General features: G+C 37.2%; 18 protein-coding genes. 6 read left to right on the top strand and 12 right to left on the bottom strand.

The window, feature by feature from the left end:
* Positions 1-521: 521 nt before the first annotated feature.
* The 8 genes from AN486_RS18440 to AN486_RS18405 form a co-directional block, all read right to left on the bottom strand.
* Positions 522-728: a type II toxin-antitoxin system HicB family antitoxin gene (locus AN486_RS18440; RefSeq protein WP_053537805.1), complete on the bottom strand. Its 207-nt coding sequence runs from the start codon at positions 726-728 to the stop codon at positions 522-524.
* A gap of 213 nt (positions 729-941) precedes the next feature.
* The gene (gene fabG, locus AN486_RS18435; RefSeq protein WP_053537806.1) at positions 942-1,637 is read right to left on the bottom strand and encodes a 3-oxoacyl-ACP reductase FabG; all 696 of its coding nucleotides are present in this window, start codon (positions 1,635-1,637) and stop codon (positions 942-944) included.
* A 205-nt stretch (positions 1,638-1,842) separates the two neighbouring features.
* Positions 1,843-2,160, bottom strand: coding sequence for a thioredoxin (gene trxA, locus AN486_RS18430; protein WP_053537807.1), 318 nt, complete (start codon positions 2,158-2,160; stop codon positions 1,843-1,845).
* Between the two features lie 126 nt (positions 2,161-2,286).
* Positions 2,287-3,594 carry a dihydrolipoamide acetyltransferase family protein gene (locus AN486_RS18425; protein ID WP_290601953.1) on the bottom strand — a complete coding sequence of 436 codons (1,308 nt, stop codon included), beginning with the start codon at positions 3,592-3,594 and terminating at the stop codon, positions 2,287-2,289.
* Positions 3,595-3,879: 285 nt separating this feature from the next.
* On the bottom strand, positions 3,880-5,469 hold the full coding sequence (locus AN486_RS18420; protein ID WP_081424114.1) for a cyanoexosortase A system-associated protein: 1,590 nt from the start codon (positions 5,467-5,469) through the stop codon (positions 3,880-3,882).
* A 1-nt stretch (position 5,470) separates the two neighbouring features.
* Entirely contained in the window at positions 5,471-6,247 is a 777-nt protein-coding gene (locus tag AN486_RS18415; RefSeq protein ID WP_199924364.1) for an HpsJ family protein, read from the bottom strand.
* A 389-nt stretch (positions 6,248-6,636) separates the two neighbouring features.
* Positions 6,637-7,086 carry a YlqD family protein gene (locus AN486_RS18410; RefSeq protein WP_053537811.1) on the bottom strand — a complete coding sequence of 150 codons (450 nt, stop codon included), beginning with the start codon at positions 7,084-7,086 and terminating at the stop codon, positions 6,637-6,639.
* 91 nt (positions 7,087-7,177) lie between these two features.
* Complete coding sequence (locus tag AN486_RS18405; RefSeq protein WP_053537812.1) at positions 7,178-9,142, bottom strand: long-chain fatty acid--CoA ligase; 1,965 nt, start codon at positions 9,140-9,142, stop codon at positions 7,178-7,180.
* A 347-nt stretch (positions 9,143-9,489) separates the two neighbouring features.
* Between AN486_RS18405 and AN486_RS18400 the strand changes: the two genes are divergently transcribed.
* Positions 9,490-9,726 carry a hypothetical protein gene (locus tag AN486_RS18400; protein WP_015083356.1) on the top strand — a complete coding sequence of 79 codons (237 nt, stop codon included), beginning with the start codon at positions 9,490-9,492 and terminating at the stop codon, positions 9,724-9,726.
* A gap of 451 nt (positions 9,727-10,177) precedes the next feature.
* On the opposite strand, the gene recQ is transcribed toward AN486_RS18400, so the two are convergent.
* A complete protein-coding gene (gene recQ / locus AN486_RS18395; RefSeq protein ID WP_053537813.1) occupies positions 10,178-12,367 on the bottom strand; it encodes a DNA helicase RecQ in 2,190 nt (729 codons plus the stop codon).
* 5 nt (positions 12,368-12,372) lie between these two features.
* Between recQ and AN486_RS18390 the strand changes: the two genes are divergently transcribed.
* The 4 genes from AN486_RS18390 (at position 12,373) to AN486_RS18375 (ending at position 16,078) form a co-directional block, all read left to right on the top strand.
* Entirely contained in the window at positions 12,373-12,519 is a 147-nt protein-coding gene (locus AN486_RS18390; RefSeq protein ID WP_290601950.1) for a hypothetical protein, read from the top strand.
* Positions 12,520-12,668: 149 nt separating this feature from the next.
* A complete protein-coding gene (locus AN486_RS18385; protein WP_290601949.1) occupies positions 12,669-13,178 on the top strand; it encodes a DUF29 family protein in 510 nt (169 codons plus the stop codon).
* Between the two features lie 315 nt (positions 13,179-13,493).
* Entirely contained in the window at positions 13,494-15,446 is a 1,953-nt protein-coding gene (locus AN486_RS18380; protein WP_168636319.1) for an AAA family ATPase, read from the top strand.
* Positions 15,443-16,078 (top strand): hypothetical protein, encoded by a 636-nt coding sequence (locus AN486_RS18375; protein ID WP_168636318.1) that lies wholly within the window; start codon positions 15,443-15,445, stop codon positions 16,076-16,078. Before AN486_RS18380 ends, AN486_RS18375 begins: the two co-directional genes overlap by 4 nt.
* Before the next feature lie 37 nt (positions 16,079-16,115).
* Here the strand turns inward: AN486_RS18375 and AN486_RS18370 are convergent, their stop codons facing one another.
* The gene (locus AN486_RS18370; RefSeq protein ID WP_290601948.1) at positions 16,116-17,606 is read right to left on the bottom strand and encodes a HEAT repeat domain-containing protein; all 1,491 of its coding nucleotides are present in this window, start codon (positions 17,604-17,606) and stop codon (positions 16,116-16,118) included.
* A 140-nt stretch (positions 17,607-17,746) separates the two neighbouring features.
* Between AN486_RS18370 and AN486_RS18365 the strand changes: the two genes are divergently transcribed.
* Positions 17,747-18,031 carry a DUF427 domain-containing protein gene (locus tag AN486_RS18365; protein ID WP_168636504.1) on the top strand — a complete coding sequence of 95 codons (285 nt, stop codon included), beginning with the start codon at positions 17,747-17,749 and terminating at the stop codon, positions 18,029-18,031.
* 55 nt (positions 18,032-18,086) lie between these two features.
* Here AN486_RS18365 and AN486_RS18360 read toward each other — a convergent pair whose 3' ends face one another.
* The gene (locus AN486_RS18360) at positions 18,087-18,521 is read right to left on the bottom strand and encodes a molybdopterin-binding protein (RefSeq protein WP_053537822.1); all 435 of its coding nucleotides are present in this window, start codon (positions 18,519-18,521) and stop codon (positions 18,087-18,089) included.
* A 114-nt stretch (positions 18,522-18,635) separates the two neighbouring features.
* Entirely contained in the window at positions 18,636-19,409 is a 774-nt protein-coding gene (gene hisA, locus AN486_RS18355; RefSeq protein WP_290601947.1) for a 1-(5-phosphoribosyl)-5-[(5-phosphoribosylamino)methylideneamino]imidazole-4-carboxamide isomerase, read from the bottom strand.
* Positions 19,410-19,426: the final 17 nt, after the last annotated feature.

The following is a 19,426-nucleotide window of genomic DNA, read 5'->3' as shown; positions in this document are numbered from 1 at the left end:
ATACAATTTGACTCATTGATTTTATTAATGAGTTTAAGTTTTAATGCTGTTTTTAAGTTTATTTCTAGAAGGATATAAGTTATGATTAAGTCTTGATAGACTAACAATAAAATTATATTATATTTTCTGCCAGAAACCACCCTCATTCTTTATTGCTTCTTATTGAGAATGTATCTGAATCAATTTTCCTATCTAAAATTTGTTTTTTTATAGATAAATGTATTCTTTTACTCATTTTTCATCAATTTACCTCCGTAATCACCGTTTGTGACAGTCAAGGGTGCGGAATGTGGGTTATATGACTTGCACTTTGGCGTGCAAATCGCCAGCCCAGCTTTTCAAAGGTACGAACTAAGTAGGTGAACACAATAAAACCAAACTGTGTAAAGAAACGTAAAATCGCTGAAAACTTCTTTACTATTGCCTCTTGCCTCTTGCCTCTTGCCTTGCTATAACGACAATTTTCAACGTCAACCTACTTACTTCTTATCCACTCAGAACAGGTAGTTTTGATGCCATAACTATACTAAGACTTCTACTTGTTTAGTTTCAATAGTCAATGGCAACCCCATTTCTGCCCTCACTTGTAAGCAAGCAGAAATTGCATCTTGAATATTCTCTAAAGCCTCTTCTTTTGTCGCTCCCTGACTAATGCAACCAGGAATACTAGGACATTCAATCATCCAGACACCATCTTCATCTCGATCAATCGTAACATTGAATTTCATACTAAGTTGTAGTTAAGTAATACCTGTATTTTAGCTTTTAAAATTTCGATTATCCAACTGAACTTCCACAGTTTTAGTCTTAATGAAAGATTACCGCAAATTCTCGGAAAAAGTCAATTGCGATCGCTTTAAATAATAATTATAAGTGATACCTGCTGAGTAACAAACAGATACCACTCTCATAATCGTTCTCTTTCTCAGTCGTGGTTTATTTCACAAACTACCATAAACGGGAATGACTGCGCCACGAATATCAATAGCTGCTTCTGAGGCTAAGAAGCAGATAACTTGGGCGATAGATTCGGGTTTTACCCATTTATCAGCGTTTTCTGCACCCATAGCGGCTCTATTGCTGGGAGTATCAATGATACTGGGGAGAATGGTATTAGCTGTAATATTAGTATTTTTGGTTTCATGAGCGATCGCTTTTGTTAAGGCTATTACCCCAGCTTTTGCCGCAGAATAAGCCGCTAAATTTGCCGCAGGTTCAGCACCAGCGCGAGAACCTACAGTCACAATACGCCCATAACCATTTTCCAGCATACTTTCAAGGCTATATTTACAAGTTAAAAAAGTTGTATTTAAGTTTAAGTCTATTTGCTGTTTCCAATCATCAAAGCTGTATTTGTGAGTTTTTCCCATAGAAAAACCACCAACTAAATGAATTAACACATCCACTTTTGTCATGCGGCTGACCAGTTTCTCTACTGAGGCTTCATCTTCCAAATTAGCAGGAATAAAATGAATTCTCGCAAAATCCGCCGGCGAAATAATTCCTTTGAGCCGTTCTACATCTTGAGGATTACGATAAGGAATAGTTACATCTGCACCTTGGGCGATAACTGCGGGTGTGACACCTAAACCGAGTCCCCCTGTGCCACCTGTAAGTAAAACTTGTTTGCCTTTCATTATAAAGATGCACTCCTTGGATATTCTTTATTCAAGATAGCGTGGATTTTCCAGAATCAATTTCATGATTTTGTTTCGCACAATCTCTCTTAGAGATCCCGCAGGGGTAGATACAAAGGGGCAAAGGAAGAAATACACGGAAAACCGCTGTCATAGAGACGCGGGATTTGGCATCTCTAATTGAAGACAGTAACTATTTTAAAGGTTAAAGCTTTGCTTGCAGATGTTGTACTAATTGTGGTGCTTGCATAACACCTTCAATTCTATCTACAGGCTGTCCTTGTTTAAATAGTACCAAGGTTGGTAAAGCCTCAATGCCGTATCGGCTGGCTAATTCTGTATACTTTTCTGTATCAATCTTGACAATCCGCAAACGGTCTTTCAATTGACTGTTGACTTGTTCTAAAATTGGCACCATCATTTGACAAGGACCACACCAGTCAGCATAAAAGTCTACCAATACGGGTACATCTGAACCAGATAGCATTTCTTCAAAGCTGTTGAATTGTTTTTTAATGGTCATAACACACCAGTTTTTAATTAATTGTTTGTTTTAATGTTAGTTCTTAGAATCTGTAATTTGTATATGTTTATATTTTTTATAGATCCCCAACTTCTCTAAGAAGTCGGGAATCTGGGTATTAATCTCTTACATTGTCAAAAACTGAGGATTGGTTTCAATCAATTTTGCTAAGTCTTGCAAGAATCCGGCGGCATCAGCACCATAAATGATGCGATGATCACAGGTAACAGTTACTTGCATTTGTTGACGTACACCAAATAAGCCGTCGACTGTGGCTACTACCTGAGGACGTGATGCACCAATGGCTAAGATAGAACCTTGTCCAGGTGGTAAAATGGCATCAAAGGTATCTACACCAAACATTCCCAAGTTGGAGAGGGTGAAAGTACCGCTGTTGTATTCTGCTGGTTGTAGCTGTTTCGCTCTAGCGCGTTCTACTAAGGATTTCCAGTTGCGAGATAAAGAGTAGATGTCAACTGTATCTGCATTTTGCAAAACGGGTGTTATTAAACCACCATCATCCATGGCTACGGCGACGGAAACGTTAATATTAGGATGATTGACAATTCCTTCGTCTGAGTAGCTGGCATTGAGGATGGGGTGTTTTTGCAATGTCACGGCTACAGCTTTGGCTAGTAGCGCGGTCATTGTTACGCCTTTAGACTTAATTTGTTTGTAAAGTTTATCGAGTCCATCGGTGCTAATTGTGTAACTAACACGGAATACAGGTACGGATAGACTGGCTACCATACCCCGAACTACGGCATTTTGTAAGGTAGTGAATGGTACTATTTGACCGGGAACAGCACTACTAACTACAGGCACAGGTGCTGGTGCTGCTACAGGCACAGGTGCTGGGGCGGCTACTGGTACTGGTACTGGTACTGGGGCGGCAGTGACAACAGGGGTAGCAATTGGCTGAACTTTACCAACTGCAACTTCTACATCCTCAGCGACAATGCGACCGTAGGGACCGCTACCTGTGAGGGTATTTAAATCTATTTTGAGTTCTTTGGCTAGTTTACGGGCGCGGGGTGAAACTACGACTCTGCCCGGTTGATGGTTAGAACCATTTTGAGATGCGGTGACAGGGGCGGCAACTGCGGCAACTGCAACTGGTGTGGGAGCAGGTGTCGAGGGGGCAGCAGCGTTATCTGCGTTGGCTAGGGACTTGGCTGTGGCTATTTCTGCTTCTGTTTCGGCAATGTAAGCGATCGCTGCGCCGACTGGTGCGGTTTCACCGGCAGGAACAATAATATGGGCGAGATATCCTTCATAGAAGGTTTCTACATCCATATCAGCTTTATCTGATTCGACAACCACCACCGTTTCGCCTTTCTCTACTTTATCTCCCGGCGACTTGACCCAGGAGACAATTTTGCCTTCGGTCATGGTGGAACTCAGCGCCGGCATAAATACTTCGTTAATGCTCATGATATGGTGGTTTCAGAATCAATTATATATGGACTTCAATCTACGAATTTTAACAGTTTTGTGATCAAGTGGGTGATTTTTTGGAAAAATCAGATTGATGAAAACTATCTGTTTTTTTTGCACAAAACACAACCGCCTACTTCATTGTCAGCGGTTCTGGGGAGTTGAATAGATTTTTGTAAGAAGATAGTTCTTCCTTATCGGTTTTACGATAACAAATCCAAAATCGTTTGTCAACCCCCTAATACTCTATTTTGGCGTTTTTATGGGAGTAAATCTTTTTGTCTAGTTTTTCAACTTAGGGAAATTACCCTGCCAATAAGACAATAAAGTCTGCCAAACAGCTTCCAATTCAGCATCACTACCATCAGATTTCGCTAAGGAGAGTTGCCCCCAGACACAGCGTTTGTCACGGAGAGTCTGTTTACCGTTGAAGAGATTCAACCATTGAGAGGGATTTAAATAAGGACGATAAAAATAGGCAATGAATTGAGACGCTGTGACTGTACTTTTTCCCATAGAATTAATGCAGGCTGTCAAATAGTGGTTTTGCTCAGAGGAGAATTGTAAATGATAACCTTTGGGATTGACCTTTTCCAGAGGCTTTATTAGCTTAGGTAAATCAGGTAGATAACTAAATTGCTCATATTCAGATTGGATATCACCTAAACTGATAGGGATGTAGTAGAAGTTGACAGTTAAACTCTGTCCGGCTTTTTGGTAATGATAAATTTGTCCAGCCAAGACATCCTTCCTCTTATCTGCTTCCATATCTGTAGTCTTTTGCGGTAGAGACAGAGGTTCACTAGCGGTGAATTGCCACCCAGGGAGAGGAATTTGCTGTGGAAAACGATAGACGGCGGCTTCACTCAAGCCCGCTCTGGGATAGACCCAAAAATTAAATAAAATGATGACTAAACTGATACCTATCAGTACACTTGAATAGGATACTGGCTGGGATTTCTGAGGGGTGACTTCTGACAGTGATGATAGTGATGATGGAATTTGGTTATTGGGTGATAGTAAGAGAATCACAGTCCCAAACAATAGGAACGAGAGTACAGCAAAGATATTACCACCTTGAGAACCATGCCAATAATGAAATGCAGGTTTATCTGTGACTACGAAGGCGATAATAGCCAATCGGATAATGGAAAAAATCAGACTAATAACGACTGCAAGGATAAAAGGCAAATAAATATTTTTCAGGAACCCGGGAAAAAGAATGACCAGCAGCAAAGAAACTTTTAATAGCAATATCAGCAGTGGTATCGCTGTACATTCTGACAAAACATCAATTGTCCCATTATTCACAGAAACAAGAGCGCCCTGAGTAGTAGAATCAAAGCCCAAGTACCATAAAAGAAAAGAGGTGAATTTGGCAGAAATGACCGTAATCTGCATCAGCATTCCCAATAATTTTACCAAGATAATAACTAAAGGAAATAGGGCAATAATTACTAAATATTGCCGGAATTGTTTAATTCCCTGAAATCCTGATGCCAATAAAGCGAAACCTATGGAACTGATTAATGGCAGAAAATACCAGAAAATAGAGATTTCTTGGAATGAAAAATTTGCATTGAGGTAGGGAATGATTATCAAACAACAACCAATAAAATTAGTCGGAAATCGGCTAACTAAGGTGAGGTCATAGCGTTTCTGGTAAAGATGCCCCAGGATACTTGTATATAGCGCTAGTTCCAAGAACCATTGATTGAAATCTTGTTCAACTCGCCAGTAGAGTGTTAGGTTAATTGAAGAAATCAACCCAAAGATGAATAGGAGCAGGAAAGTATGATCAGTATGATTGAGTAAGTTAACTTTCCTGAATCTTCCCATTTTACGTTTAATTGCTAACATTATCTGTAACATTCTAAAAAGCCTGGCCTATTTTGAACCAAACAAACACAAAGGTAAAACCAAGAATAAAGAGAGCAATAATTGTTCTATAACTATTTTTCCATCTATTCCTATATTGCTGTCGCTTAGCTTGGGCTGCCGCTTCGGAAATTCTTCTTTTGGCAATGAGTAAGTTTTGTGTAATTGCATTTTTGATCTGAGGATCTGGTAAATTTAATTCCTTTGGACTCAGGTTGATATTCTTACCAAAAAGCTTGAGTTGTTTTGTACTAACCCCAGAATTTAGACTCTTCTCGATTTGGCTTATTTGTTCAATATTGCTCTTTTGCTGTTCGATGATCTGATTATTTACTGATTTTAATAAACGTCCTGTATTTACAAAAACCAGGGGAATTGCCAGGAAAAATGCGACTCCCATCAATAGGATTATCCAGCGAATAATTTTTTGAAAAATAATTTCTGGAAAGCGGATGTCATATTGATTTTCACTAAAATAACGAGTAAAAATAAACCCCAAACCAATCAAAAAAATCCAACTGTGTTCAGTGAATGCTCTAATAGAATTAAGTTCACTTTCAAAGTTTTGGAGTTGGAACTCAGAAAGAACATAGATAAAGTCTATGAATGACATAATCACAAGAGCATAACCGATGATTGGTAATAGACCAGTCAGATCACTACTCTTAAATGAGATTCCTATTAATTTAACCCGACGGAAAAATTTGATAAAATTCCTGACTAAAGAGAAAAAGAAGAAATTAATGCTTTTTCTAATGTTCTTCATGTTCATGATGTTTGTTTATGCTATATAGCGGTATGCACTTGAGTGAGATACAGTCAGTGAATTATAACCTTTGTAGTAGCGTAGATTATACGCCCTAAATTATGTTATAAATTAAAGATAACCGTTATAGCGGTATCGGTAGGCTGATGTAACTTTGTTAAAAAATAGCCAAAAAACTGATAATAAGATTAATTAGCAGGAACAAAGCCAAACTATCTAATTGATTATAAATTGGTAGTGTGTCAAAAATTTCGGTTTTTAGCTATTATTAGTAATATTTATCTTTTAGAGATTCAATATAGTCATTTATTTCATTTATTTATCAAATAAGCGATCGCTTCCCCCTGCTTCAAGAAATATCCCCGACTTCTCCAAGAAGTCGAGGATTAAGTTATTTAGATATCTCCGCGAATTTCTTCAACAATGCCATCACGCAGGACGACTTCCACCTGCATTTTACTAATCAAGTTATCACCCAGTTCGATGCGGAAAAAGCTTTCCATTTGAAATTGGTTGACTTCTTGATCTAATTCCAACAATTGTACTTGCTGGAGATTTTGCAGCATTTGGTTTTTCTGCTCTAGGAGTTCACTTTTCTTTTGATTGACTTGCAGTTGAATATTGTCAATTTGTTGGAGTGTTTGGGGTCCTGGTGGTTGAACACTTTGCTTTTGAATGGCGCTAATTGCTCTTTGTCCTTCAACGTCTAGTTGTTGTAGTTGTTGGTCAACTTGATTAATCTGAGCTTGGAGTTGCTGTTGTACTTCCTCTTTCCAGAGACTAGTAACTATGGCTTTGACATTAATTGGGCGTTTTAAAAGCAATTGAGGGTTGGAGACATCCATAAAATTTGTACGTTCACTCTTAAATAGTTTGTAGTGTGGAGAGGAGTCAGTAGGGGTTTCCCCGCCCAAGATTTAGGGGGAAATTAGGAAATTATTTAGCAAACATCTTGTTAATAATATCGCAATATCGTTCCATGACAACGTGACGACGGATTTTCAGAGTTTGTGTCATGAGTCCATTTTCAATTGAGAATTGTTCCTCAATGAGTTTAAATGCTCCAATACGATCATCGGCTCGATAGCTGGGACGGTTTTGGACTTCCCGATTTAATTCTTGACGAAACAAATCCTGGACTATTTTACTCTCTAAGTCAATCTTTTCACTATTATTTTGAGTTTCTGCCCATTTTGCTAAGGCTTCTAGGTTAGGAACAATCAGAGCGCCAATGCTACGTTGATCTTGTCCTACTAACATGATTTGGTCAATATAGGGCGATCGCAAACAAGCATCTTCTATAGGCTGTGGTTCGATGTTTTCACCGTTGGTTAAGACAATGGTGTCTTTTGCTCTACCTGTTAATACTAGGTCATTTTCAGGAGTTACCCAACCTAAATCACCGCTATCAAACCAACCTTCTGTGTCTATGGCTTTGGTTGTGGCTTCGGGATTTTGATAATAGCCCTGCATGATTTGTGGCCCTTTGAGCAGGACTAAACCCCGTTCTCCAACTGGTAGAGGTTGACGAGTCTCAGGATTGACAATTTTTACTTCCGTACCCGGAATTGGTTGTCCCGAAGAACCCCGTAAATTTCGCCAAGGACGACGAGCATTAGTTACTGGTGAGGTTTCTGTCAAACCATAACCTTGTAAAATTTCCACACCAACAATTTCAAAGAAGTTATCTATATATGCAGGTAGCGCCCCACCACCACTAATAACGTGCTTAATTTTTCCACCTGTGGCTTCTCGCACTTTGGCATAAACTAATTTTTCACCTAGTATATGGAGTGGTAACAAGACTAATTCTGCTATTTTGGCTTGGGAACGTTCAATAAGTGAGGTGTGAATGTGATTTAAGCTCAATCTCTGGGAAATACGCCGCGCTTCAACATATTTCTGGCTCATATCCAGTAAAAATTTGACCAAACTTTGTTTTTTAGCTGGTTGTTCGCGGAATTGTTTTTGCACTCCTTCATAAATTGATTCCCATAGTCGAGGAACAGCAATCATGTAATTGGGTTTAAATTTCTTTAAATCCCCTTTCACAGAACGCAAATTAGTGTAAATTTGGGTACAACCTTGAGAAAGTAAAAAATATTCTCCACTGCGTTCATAACTATGCCATGTGGGCAGAATACTCAGAACAATATCTCCTTTTTCTGGTTGGACAACTACCCCCAAACTTTTAACTTGGTGCAGCAAATTTTTGTGAGATAGCATTACACCCTTGGGTTTTCCCGTAGTCCCGGAGGTATAAATTAGAGTTGCTAAACTTTCGCTGCTTTGTTTGGTAGCTATTAAAGTGTTGTTACTACCAATATCTAATAATTGGGAAAAGTTCACCACTGGAAAATTACGTTCTGTGGGTGGTGCTTCATCAGAAAGGAGAACTACCAGCTTAATCGGCAATTCATTTAAGCTTTCTCCTAACTTATTTAGAGTTTTGAGATCCTCAATTACTAATGCGGTACTGCCACTATGGGAAATAATATAGAGTAATTCTTCTCGTTCTGCTTGGGCGCTACGGACTGCATTTACCGCTCCAGCGGTCATTATACCTTGGTCGGCAATAAACCAGCGGGGACTGTTGTCAGCAATGAGGGAAACCCGTTCACCATAGGGAAGAGTGTCGCTATTGTTTATATTGATGCCTAACTTTTGCAAACCGGCGGCAAATTGTTGAATTTGCCCTGACAACTGACTATAGGTAATTTTTACTTCTGGTTTGGAGTGGGGGTTATGCAGGGCAACAATATTACCAAATTTCCTGGCAGCTAAAGTCCAAATTTCTGGTAGTGACTCGACGTTTGTGTAATCTACTAAACTCTGTAAAGCCAGGCTTTCCCGCTCAGAAATGTTAGCTAAGAAAGAAGTTGCAGATTGGGTTTTTGTCATAAGTAGGTTGGCGTTGAAAATTGTCGTCATAGCAAGGCAAGAGGCAAGAGGCAAGAGTAAAGAAGTTTTCAGCGATTTTACATTTCTTTACACAGTTTGGTTTTATTGTGTTCACCTACTTAAATACTGATGTTAAATCCAATAATAACCAATTATTTAATCTTTAGTTTACACATTAATTGATCACAATTACTGAATTATCACCGTTCCATATATAAAAATCTATGCTAAACTGATTTTATATAAACTAAATACTATGGTTGAGTCTTAGGACATTGCCATATATTTTAGTTTTAGTCAAACTGTGTTCATGTAATTTCATTTGGGGGTGATTCCCTATAGATTTGATGGATGTATTATTGCTCACCGTCATCAATGCAGGGGCTTGTTTGGCTTTGCCTAAGCTGCTATCTATGGTTTTGGTTCGTAAACCTCAACAATCTCAACCATTTGCCCTTACTCCTAGTTGCAAATCCGCCAAAATGGCAATGACCAGTTTCCCATATTGTACAGCCTACGGATTAACTGGTAGTCAATCTTGTAAATTTAGTCCGAATTTTTGTTCCCAATGTTCTCCTAATTAAAGAGAATATTAGCGAATAATAGCAATCCTCAATTATTTGTGAATATATTTATTTATTTTCTTCTCTGCGCTATTCATACAGCACTTCCTGGTGTTATGAGGTACATATCTAGCGGGCAAGATGCCTGCACTACAAGAGTTTCATGATTCAACTTTGTCCCTCATAAGAGCGGAAACCGCTGTAATTCTCGGTAAAAACATCAATTTTCACAAATCAGACAGGATTGCTATACATAACAGGGAATAGAAAAGTTGCAAGTATTTAATTTACTTATGCAATGTCAAAGACATTCAAAAATTCAAAAATGGTGTTTAGAATGCAAAATCAAGATGTAGTTATCACAGGGAGAGTTATTTATGAGTTTAATTGATGGTCTATTTTTAACAATATTGAATGCGGCTATTTGTTTGGTTTTACCAAAGCTGCTATCTCTGGCTTTATCTGCAAAAAACTAAAAATCAATATCATCTTTAATGGTTTTTTGTTTTTCTCTGCGCCATTTTGCTCTAACTAAACGAATTTCGTCAAAACTGTAGCTTTCACCTAAATTTTCCCGAATGGGTGTGAGGGCAATATCACCAACAATTTCTAAGACGTTCCAGATTTTCTTTTGGCGTTCTAAGGGGACTAATTTACTTAAATCTACAGGTTGTTTTTTCTCAATTAAATTGGAGAGATGATTGATAATTGTGGCAGTTTTAACGTTGCGTTGTTTAGCGATGTTTTCAATACTCAAACCCTGGTTATATAATTCCAATGTTGTTAATTCTGTATCAGAAGGTGAGTGAGAATGAGGTGAGGAACTAACTCGATTAATAGTCTTTTCTTGTAACCCTTGTTCTTGGCGGTATTTTTGAATTTCTGCTAAGAATCTTTCGCCATATTGAGATAATTTATGACTACCAACCCCGGAAAGATTGCCAAATTCATCTAAGGTTTTTGGTTGGCTTTGTGCCATTAATTTGAGGGTAGAATCATGGAAGATGACGTAGGGTGGTACTGCTTGTTCGTCTGCGAGTTCTTTCCTAAGCGATCGCAATTTTTGCATTAGCACTTCTACATCTGCTGCTTTGACATTTTCCTCTTCCCAAGTAATTTTCTTTGCTATAGGAACAGCAATGGAAACTGGGCGTTGTTTTCGCATTACTTCCCAACTCAAAGCATTAAGTTTTAAAATTGAATAACCGTCTGCGGTTTGTTCTATTAACCCTTGATGTAAAAGTGATCTTCCTAACATTCGCCATTCATCTACTGTTTTATCTTTGCCAATTCCATAGGTAGAAAGTTGATCATGTTTATTAACAACAATTCTCTGATTTTTCGCGCCTCTTAATATATCAATAATATGTAACATTCCATATCTTTCTTTACACCTGGCCACACAAGATAGAAATTTCATGGCTTCAATTGTCCAATCTTGGACAGGTTTAGGATAAAGACAATTATCACAATTTCCGCAATTTCCGGGAAATCTTTCCCCGAAATAACTTAATTGAATTGTGCGTCTACAATCTGTCCCTTCCGCATAATCAATTACCTGTCTTAGTTGCTGTTTAGCTATTAATTGTTCTTGAGGATCGGTTTTTTGATTAATACTCCATTCTATAGTTTTAATATCACCATAATTGAAAAATAATGTACATTTAGAAGGTTCATCATCTCTACCGGCTCGCCCTGATTCCTGATAGTAACTCTCTAGATTTCGGGGTAAATCGGAATGCACAACAAACCGCACATCAGGTTTATTAATGCCCATGCCAAAGGCAACGGTGGCTACCATTACTCGCACATCATCCCGAATAAACCGAGTTTGATTTTTTGATCTTTCCTCATCACTTAAACCAGCATGATAAGGCAAAACAGAAATCTTATCATTTTGGAGTTTTAAAGTTATTTCATCAACTTTTTTGCGAGTTAAACAATAAATAATTCCCGAACCTTCATTTTCTCTAACTATTTCTAATAATTCGGCGTAAGCACGGTTACTTTTAGCCCGGACTTCATAATAAAGATTTTGGCGGTTAAAACTAGCAATATGAATACTTGGTTGTCTTAATCCTAATTGTTCAATAATATCAGCCTTGACTCTATCTGTGGCGGTAGCAGTGAGGGCAACTGTAGGCACATCAGGATAACGTTTTCGGAGTAATCTTAATTGCCGATATTCTGGGCGGAAATCATGCCCCCATTCTGAGACACAATGGGCTTCATCAATGGCAAAGGTGGAAATCCCCACTTTTTCCTTAACTACGTCTAAAAGGGGGAGAAATCGGTCACTAACAAGGCGTTCTGGGGCGACATAAAGCAATTTTATTTTACCATTCATGATCGCTTCTTCACGGGAGCGAACTTTATAGGCGTTAAGACTACTATTCAGAAATGTGGCAGAAATGTTATTAGTTCGCAGTGCTTCTACTTGATCTTGCATTAAAGCTATCAAGGGTGAGACTACCACTGTTAAACCGGGTTTCAAAAGTGCCGGTAATTGAAAGCACAGAGATTTACCCCCACCGGTGGGCATAATTACCATTAAATCACGATTCTCTAGTGCATCTTCGATAATTTGCCGTTGTCCAGGGCGAAATTGATCATAACCAAAATGATGTTTTAAAGCTTTTTCTAGGTGTGGGTACTGAAGCATGGTAGATGGCTGCTGCGTGTCTGGTTTGTGATGAAGATATTAGAATTTTAACGCACGTTGGGGAATTGGTAGAGGGAACGCTAGAATTTATAGATAGGAAAATGTCAGAAATGGCTAACGCCACGCTTCGCGAACAGGATATCCAGGATTAAAGGATGAACAGGATAAAAATAGGGATTTTATGACTGATTACCTATTACCCATTCCCAGTCTTAGCTAGATATCTAGCAATTTGGGTTATTATAGAACATCAAAACTACAAGATCAACTAATGTCTGCAACTAGGTAGAATAAAATAACTATGACGCAAGAATTAATGGAGTTAAGACAAACTATATTAGAAGGGCGTTATGATGATGCCTTGGAAATTCTTGATGATTTGGAGGAGATGAGCAAACAGGGAACTTTGCGAAAAATAGAAGCTTTTTTAGTGAGGTTGGTTATTCATCTGATTAAAAATCAAATTGAACAGCGTTTAACTAATTCTTGGATTGCTTCAATTTCTGATTCTGTGATTCAAATTGCCAAATTGAATATTAAAGATAATCAAAAATCTTATTATATTAAATCTGATGAATGGGGTGAATATTTAGCAGAAGCTGTAGAAATGGCAATTCGTCCCGCTAGTGCGGAGATTTTTGGCGGAACGTTAAAACCAAGTCAAGTTTCTCAAAGATTACAAGGAAAAGAATTAATTGATTTTACGGAAAATCTTTTGTTGTTAACTTATGAATATCAACCTAAAGAGTTAGCAAAGATGATTGATAATTATTTATCACAATTACCAGGAGGTGAAGATTGGTTTGAGTAATTTTGGTAAAACTAAGTTGTTTGAGTATAATGAAGTAATGAATAACCAACTTGGCGTAGATATATGCTTTTTTTGTCTTCGTGATGATAAGATATTGGATGAACGAACCACGAAGGAGCGAAGGTAGCGAAGAAAGAAGAGTTTTAGAGAGTTTTTGCGTTAGTTTTGGTAAATTGTCTTTGTTGGAAGTTTTTTGTCATAAACTAGTTAAGCTAGTTTTAAAAATTACCCAGAGTTTTGTATTTTGCTATCTTGTGAAAGGATTTAACCTGTAATTTCTTCAGATTAACTTAAAAAAGTGAACCGGATAAACTCATGTTTATTAGTATTGACCAGATTAGAGAGTCTCTTAAATATTTGGAAAAGGTAGATTCTTTTTGGGGAATTACTTTTTTGAAATTCAAGCAATTACAATTACCAGTAGGTAATACTGTTGAAGTATCTCTATATTCGGAAATTAAAGATTTTTTAGAAAAAAACTATAAACTCTATAAGGACTCAACATTTTCTTATAGATGTTTCCGTTTATCAAAAAGTAAAAATAGATGGATAAAACTTAACAGATATGTAAATTATATAATAGAAGATGTTTATAGAGAGATTTATAAAGATATCCATACACCAATATTTAGAGAATCATTAATCAATAACATAAATGAAGACAGATGGGGCTGGAAAGATAACTATATTGAAATTTTAAAATCCTGTTTGTCTCAGTATGATAATCAACTGATTCCTGCTTTTCATTTAGCTGTCTGGATATATTGTGAAAAAGAATGGTCATCTGAAACAACACCAGAAGATATTATTCAAAATTTCAAAAATGAATTTTTATTAAATGAACAAGAAATTAATCAATTATTTGATATTTCTATACCTGAAAATATCAATATAAACCAACTTTTTCAAGACGAAGTAGTGTCTTGGGAAGAATTAAAAACTGTTATTGGCAAACCTCCAGATATTCTACCGGAAGAAGGTACTTTAACTTATTTAGAAATACAAGGTGTAGGGGCTGCAAAAAAACTTTGTTTTGAACCAGCAGAAAGACTGAGCCTAATTACAGGTGATAATGGACTGGGTAAAACTTTTTTACTAGAATGTGCTTGGTGGGCTTTAACTGGACAGTGGGCAAATTTACCAGCATATCCAATGCAAACTGCAAGTGAAGATGAACCTGTAATTACATTTAAAATTTCTGGAGATTCTGAATCTGATACAGAGAGTATTTCTTATGATTGGCAACTTCAAAGATGGAATGAAATTAAAAATCGCTCAACTATTCCAGGTCTTTTAATTTATGCCAGAGTAGATGGTTCTTTTGCCGTATGGGACACAGCAAAACAATATTTATCATCTTCTTCACGGATTAGAAATATTGAGAAAAAACCACTTCCTTTTGTCTTTACAAAAGATGAGTTATGGAATGGTCAAAAAGATGAAAATGGCAATACTTTTATTAATGGATTATTACAAGATTGGATTCAATGGCAAAGTAGACCAGATAAATATCCATTTAATACCTTAGAAAAAGTATTAGCACGTTTATCACCTCCCGAAGAAGGTGATTTAGGAATTTTGAAACCGGGAGAACCTGTCAGACTTCCTTATGATGCTAGAGAAATTCCCACCATAGAACATCCTTATGGAACTGTTCCCATTATTCATGCTTCGGCAGGAGTACAGCGGATAATTACAATGGCTTATTTGATAGTTTGGGCTTATGAAGAACATAAAATACAATCAAAACTTATCCGCATAGAACCACAGAAGAGAATGGTTATTTTAGTAGATGAATTAGAAGCACATCTTCACCCCCAATGGCAAAGAGCTATTTTACCTGCTTTGTTAGATGTGAGAGATGATTTAGCATCTGATTTACAAGTGCAAATTATGGTTGCTACTCATTCTCCTTTAGTAATGGCATCTGTAGAACCTAGATTTGATCAAACAGTTGATAAGCTATTTAGTTTAGAACTGGTGAAAAGCGATTCATTAGGGAATGAAGTCCAAATTGAAGAACTTCCTTTTATCCGTCAAGGTGTGGTAGATTCTTGGTTAATGTCTGATGTTTTCAAATTGCGTCATGCTCGTTCTTTGGAAGCAGAAAAAGCTATAGAAGCAGCGAAAGTTTTACAATTATCAGATAATCCCAATTCGGAAGATGTGGCAAGAGTATCAAATGATTTGGCAAGGTATTTATCAGAAGATGATAGATTTTGGCCAAGGTGGGTTTATTTTGCAGAACAGCATGGAGTAGATTTGTGATTCCTATTAAACCCCAGCCTGAACCTGATGATTTTGACGAGAAAGTTAGAAAACCAGGTTTGGCTTTCTTAAGTAAATTTCCTAATCCTACAAATAAAGATTACGAAAATAAAAACGCTACCTATTGGCGAGAATCGTTAAATGATTTATACAAATCTTATAATAAAATTTGTGCCTATTCTGCTCAATGGATTTCCCGTCCAGAAGGTAATCCAACGGTTGACCATTTTCTTCCTAAATCTGCTAAACCTGAATTAGCTTATGAATGGCATAATTTTCGTCTTGCTTGTTTAACTTTAAATCACAAAAAAGGAACAAAATTAGATGTTATAGACCCTTTTGAATTACCTGTAAATAGTTTTATTCTAGATTTTCCTTCTCTTATTATCAAGCCTAATCCTGAACTTTTATATCCGCTCAAAGAAAGAGTAATATCAACAATTAATCGCTTGGAATTAAATGATTATGACAAGTGTATTGACGGAAGATTAGAATGGCTAAAAACTTACTATGAAGATAATTCTAGTTTCGACTCTTTAAAAAGGAAAGCTCCATTTATTGCTTATGAATTAGAACGTCAAGGGTTAGTAGAAGTAGACAAGATAGCAAAAATTATGGGTGTGAAAATATAACCCAGCAAACAGAAAAATGGAAAATATTTTTGATAAATCAAGAATGATGCCAAGCTTGATAAAATTCTGGATAGGACATATTTTGGGCGCAATTCCAAATCAAATCATAGTCTTCACTATCTAGTTTATAGCGACGTAAAGCTTGCACCACCAAGAATATATCTTTATTGCTAGTGACTATCTTTCCTAGGCTTTTAGCTGCTAGTTTATGGGTGTACTCATTCTGTGATTTATCCAGAAGTTGCACTAAAGCGGCAATGGCTTTTTCATTATTCATGCCTATATTGCCTAAGCTTTCTAGTGCATAGACAATAATTTCATCATTTTCTGATGTATTTATAAGTTGCAATAAAGCGGAGATGGCTTTTTCGTTACCAGGATGTATATTTCCTAAGCTTTCGGCTACTTGCACGAGGATATGCTCATTCTGTGATGTATCTAAGAGTTGCCCTAAAGCAGAAACAGCTTTTGCATCACCTTTGCCTATTTCTCCTAATGTATAAAGTGCTTGACTAATCGCTTCTTCATTCTCTGATACATTTAAGATTTGGATTAAATCGGCAATGGCTTTTTCGTGATCAGTTTCTATTTGACATGGGGTTGTAGCAGCTTGGAGAATAACGGCTTTTTCGTGGTTATTGTCTATTTTTCCTAATCTACTTGTATATTTATTGCCTGATTTGTCTAGTAATTGTACTATAGCAGAAATGGCTTTTTCATTACCAATGCCTATTTTAACTAAGCTTTCAGCTAGTTGCCAATAAATAGCATCATTTTGTGCTGTATCTAAAATTTGCACTAAGGCGGAAATAGCTTGTTCATTACCATAGCCTATTTCTCCTAAGCTTTCAGTCGCTTGTTTACGGACATCATTATTTTCTGATGTAGTTATAATTTTTAATAAAGCGGAAATAGCTTGTTCATTACCATAGCCTACTTTTCCTAAGCTTTTAACTACTCGTCTACGGATGTCTTTATCCTGTGACGTATTCAATAGTTGGGTTAAAGCGGAAATGGATTTTTCACTACCAGATCCGATTGTTTCTAAGCTGGTAATGGCGAGAGAAAGGGTGAAATTTTGTTGTAATGTGTTGATTGATTGGACTAAAGTATCTATGGCTTTGGTTCTGTCGGTTTCTTGAAGTCCTACAGTGACTTGCTGTTCAATGCTATTGAAACAATAATAATCTAATTTCCAATTTACCAGTTGTTGAACTATGTTATCACCTTTTGCCGATTCTGGGAATTGAGCGATCGCTGCTGCTGCTAAAAAATAGGCGCGATAACCATAAAAACCCTTACCCTGATATGGTACACAGCCATCTTCAAAATTGACCAAAGCTTGAATAAATGCCTCTTTTGACTCTTTGGGTACATCTTCGCGTCCAAACCAGGATAATATTACTGGTTGCCATTGGGGTTCAAAAATGCGGTATGCTTGATTGTCTATGGGTTGATTTTTATGGTTTTTGGGCAAGAAGACATCCCAATCATCAGTCACCGTTGTGGCAAAATCCTCTGGTTTCATAAATTTACTATAAATAATAAAACTTATTTCGAGATTGACAGGTGGTATTTTGAAAAAAATTACTAGAATTCACTGTATCACGTTAGTAAATTATCATTTTAAATGTAACAATATGAATTATTAACTTTTTTCAGACTCAAATCATGAAAGCAATTTGGAATGGTGCTATTCTAGCCGAAAGCGATAATACTGTAGTTGTGGAAGGAAATCATTATTTCCCGGTTGACACTATTAATAAGGAATACTTTACAGACAGCAGCACTCATACCACTTGTCCTTGGAAAGGGGTTGCTAGTTACTACAGTGTTGAAGTTAATGGACAAGTTAACAAAGATGCAGCTTGGTACTATCCTAGCACCAAGGAAAAGGCTAAAAATATAGAAGGTTATGTTGCTTTCTGGAAAGGTGTAAAAATCGAAGCTTAGTAAACAAAAAGATTCCCGACTTCTTAAAGAAGTCGGGAATCTAAGTTAAGTATTTCTAATCTTTAGCAATCACAATATCATTAGATTTAATCACAGCATAGGCTTCTGTACCTTCAGATAATTCTAATTCTTCAGCGGAAACTCTAGTAATCATGGAAGTTAATTCAACTTTCTGAACGATTTCTAAAGTTATTTCAGTATTTATACTGCCTGTAGTTACTCGTTTTACAATTCCTTTTAAAACATTACGAGAACTAACTTTTAATGCTTTTTTGGGACTAACAATTTCAAATTCAATATTTTTTGTTTCTGCTTTTTCTGGTGAAGTTGATGATGATATGGACGGTGCTGAATATTGTTTAAGTCCCCGGACTAATTCTCGCAAAATCTCTGTTTTAGTCCGTTGGGAGTTTTGACAAAATTCTTCTAATATCTTGCGTTCTTCTTCAGATGTTTGAAATGTCACCCAACCCTGGTCTTTTCTTGGCATAAAATTACTAATTTATTGAGTAAATATAATCCTAATACAATACTAGCAATAATCAATACAATCAAGGGCGCAGACCCTGCGCCCCTACAGGTTTCTCTATATTGCTAATTCATTTTAAGCAATGCTAGAAATACCGAAATCTGGTGGTATATCTTGCAGTCTTCCCGGTCCAATAGCTTGTAATCCTTCTTTGAGGAGAATATCACCCGTATACAAGGCTTTACCGACTATCACACCTGTGACACCTTGGGGTTCTAAGGCTAATAAACTTAATAAATCGGTGACAGAACTTACACCACCTGAAGCAATTACGGGTATGGAAATTGCCGCTGCGAGTTCTCGTAATGCGTCTAAATTGGGGCCTTCTAGTGTGCCGTCACGGTTAATATCGGTGTAGATGATGGCTGCTGCACCTAGTTCTTGCATTTGTACTGCTAGTTGAGTGGCTAATACTGTTGATGTTTCTAACCAACCACGAGTTGCAACTAAGCCGTTACGGGCATCTATGCCAATAATAATCTTTTCGGGAAATTCTTGACAGAGTTCTTGGACTAGCTGGGGTTGTTCAACGGCGACAGTTCCCAGAATTGCCCAATTTACTCCCAGATTAAATAATTGTACAACACTTGAGCGATCGCGCAATCCGCCCCCAACTTCAATGGGTATATCAAGATTATTTCTAATGGCTTCAATAGCTGCTAAGTTGACGATTTTCCCAGCTTTTGCGCCGTCTAAGTCAACTAAATGTAGTCTTGTCGCGCCTTGGTCTGCCCACATTTTCGCTACTTCAACGGGGTTTTCGCTGAATACTTGCGATCGCTCGTAGTCTCCTTTATATAGTCGCACACAGCGACCTTCTAGTAAATCAATTGCGGGGATGACTTCCATTTATTTTTTTCCTGATA

This window comes from Anabaena sp. AL93, assembly GCF_001672085.1.
Classification (GTDB): domain Bacteria; phylum Cyanobacteriota; class Cyanobacteriia; order Cyanobacteriales; family Nostocaceae; genus Dolichospermum; species Dolichospermum heterosporum.
The sequence above is the reverse complement of the archived record's forward strand: the minus strand, read 5'-3'. Positions and strand labels throughout refer to the sequence as shown.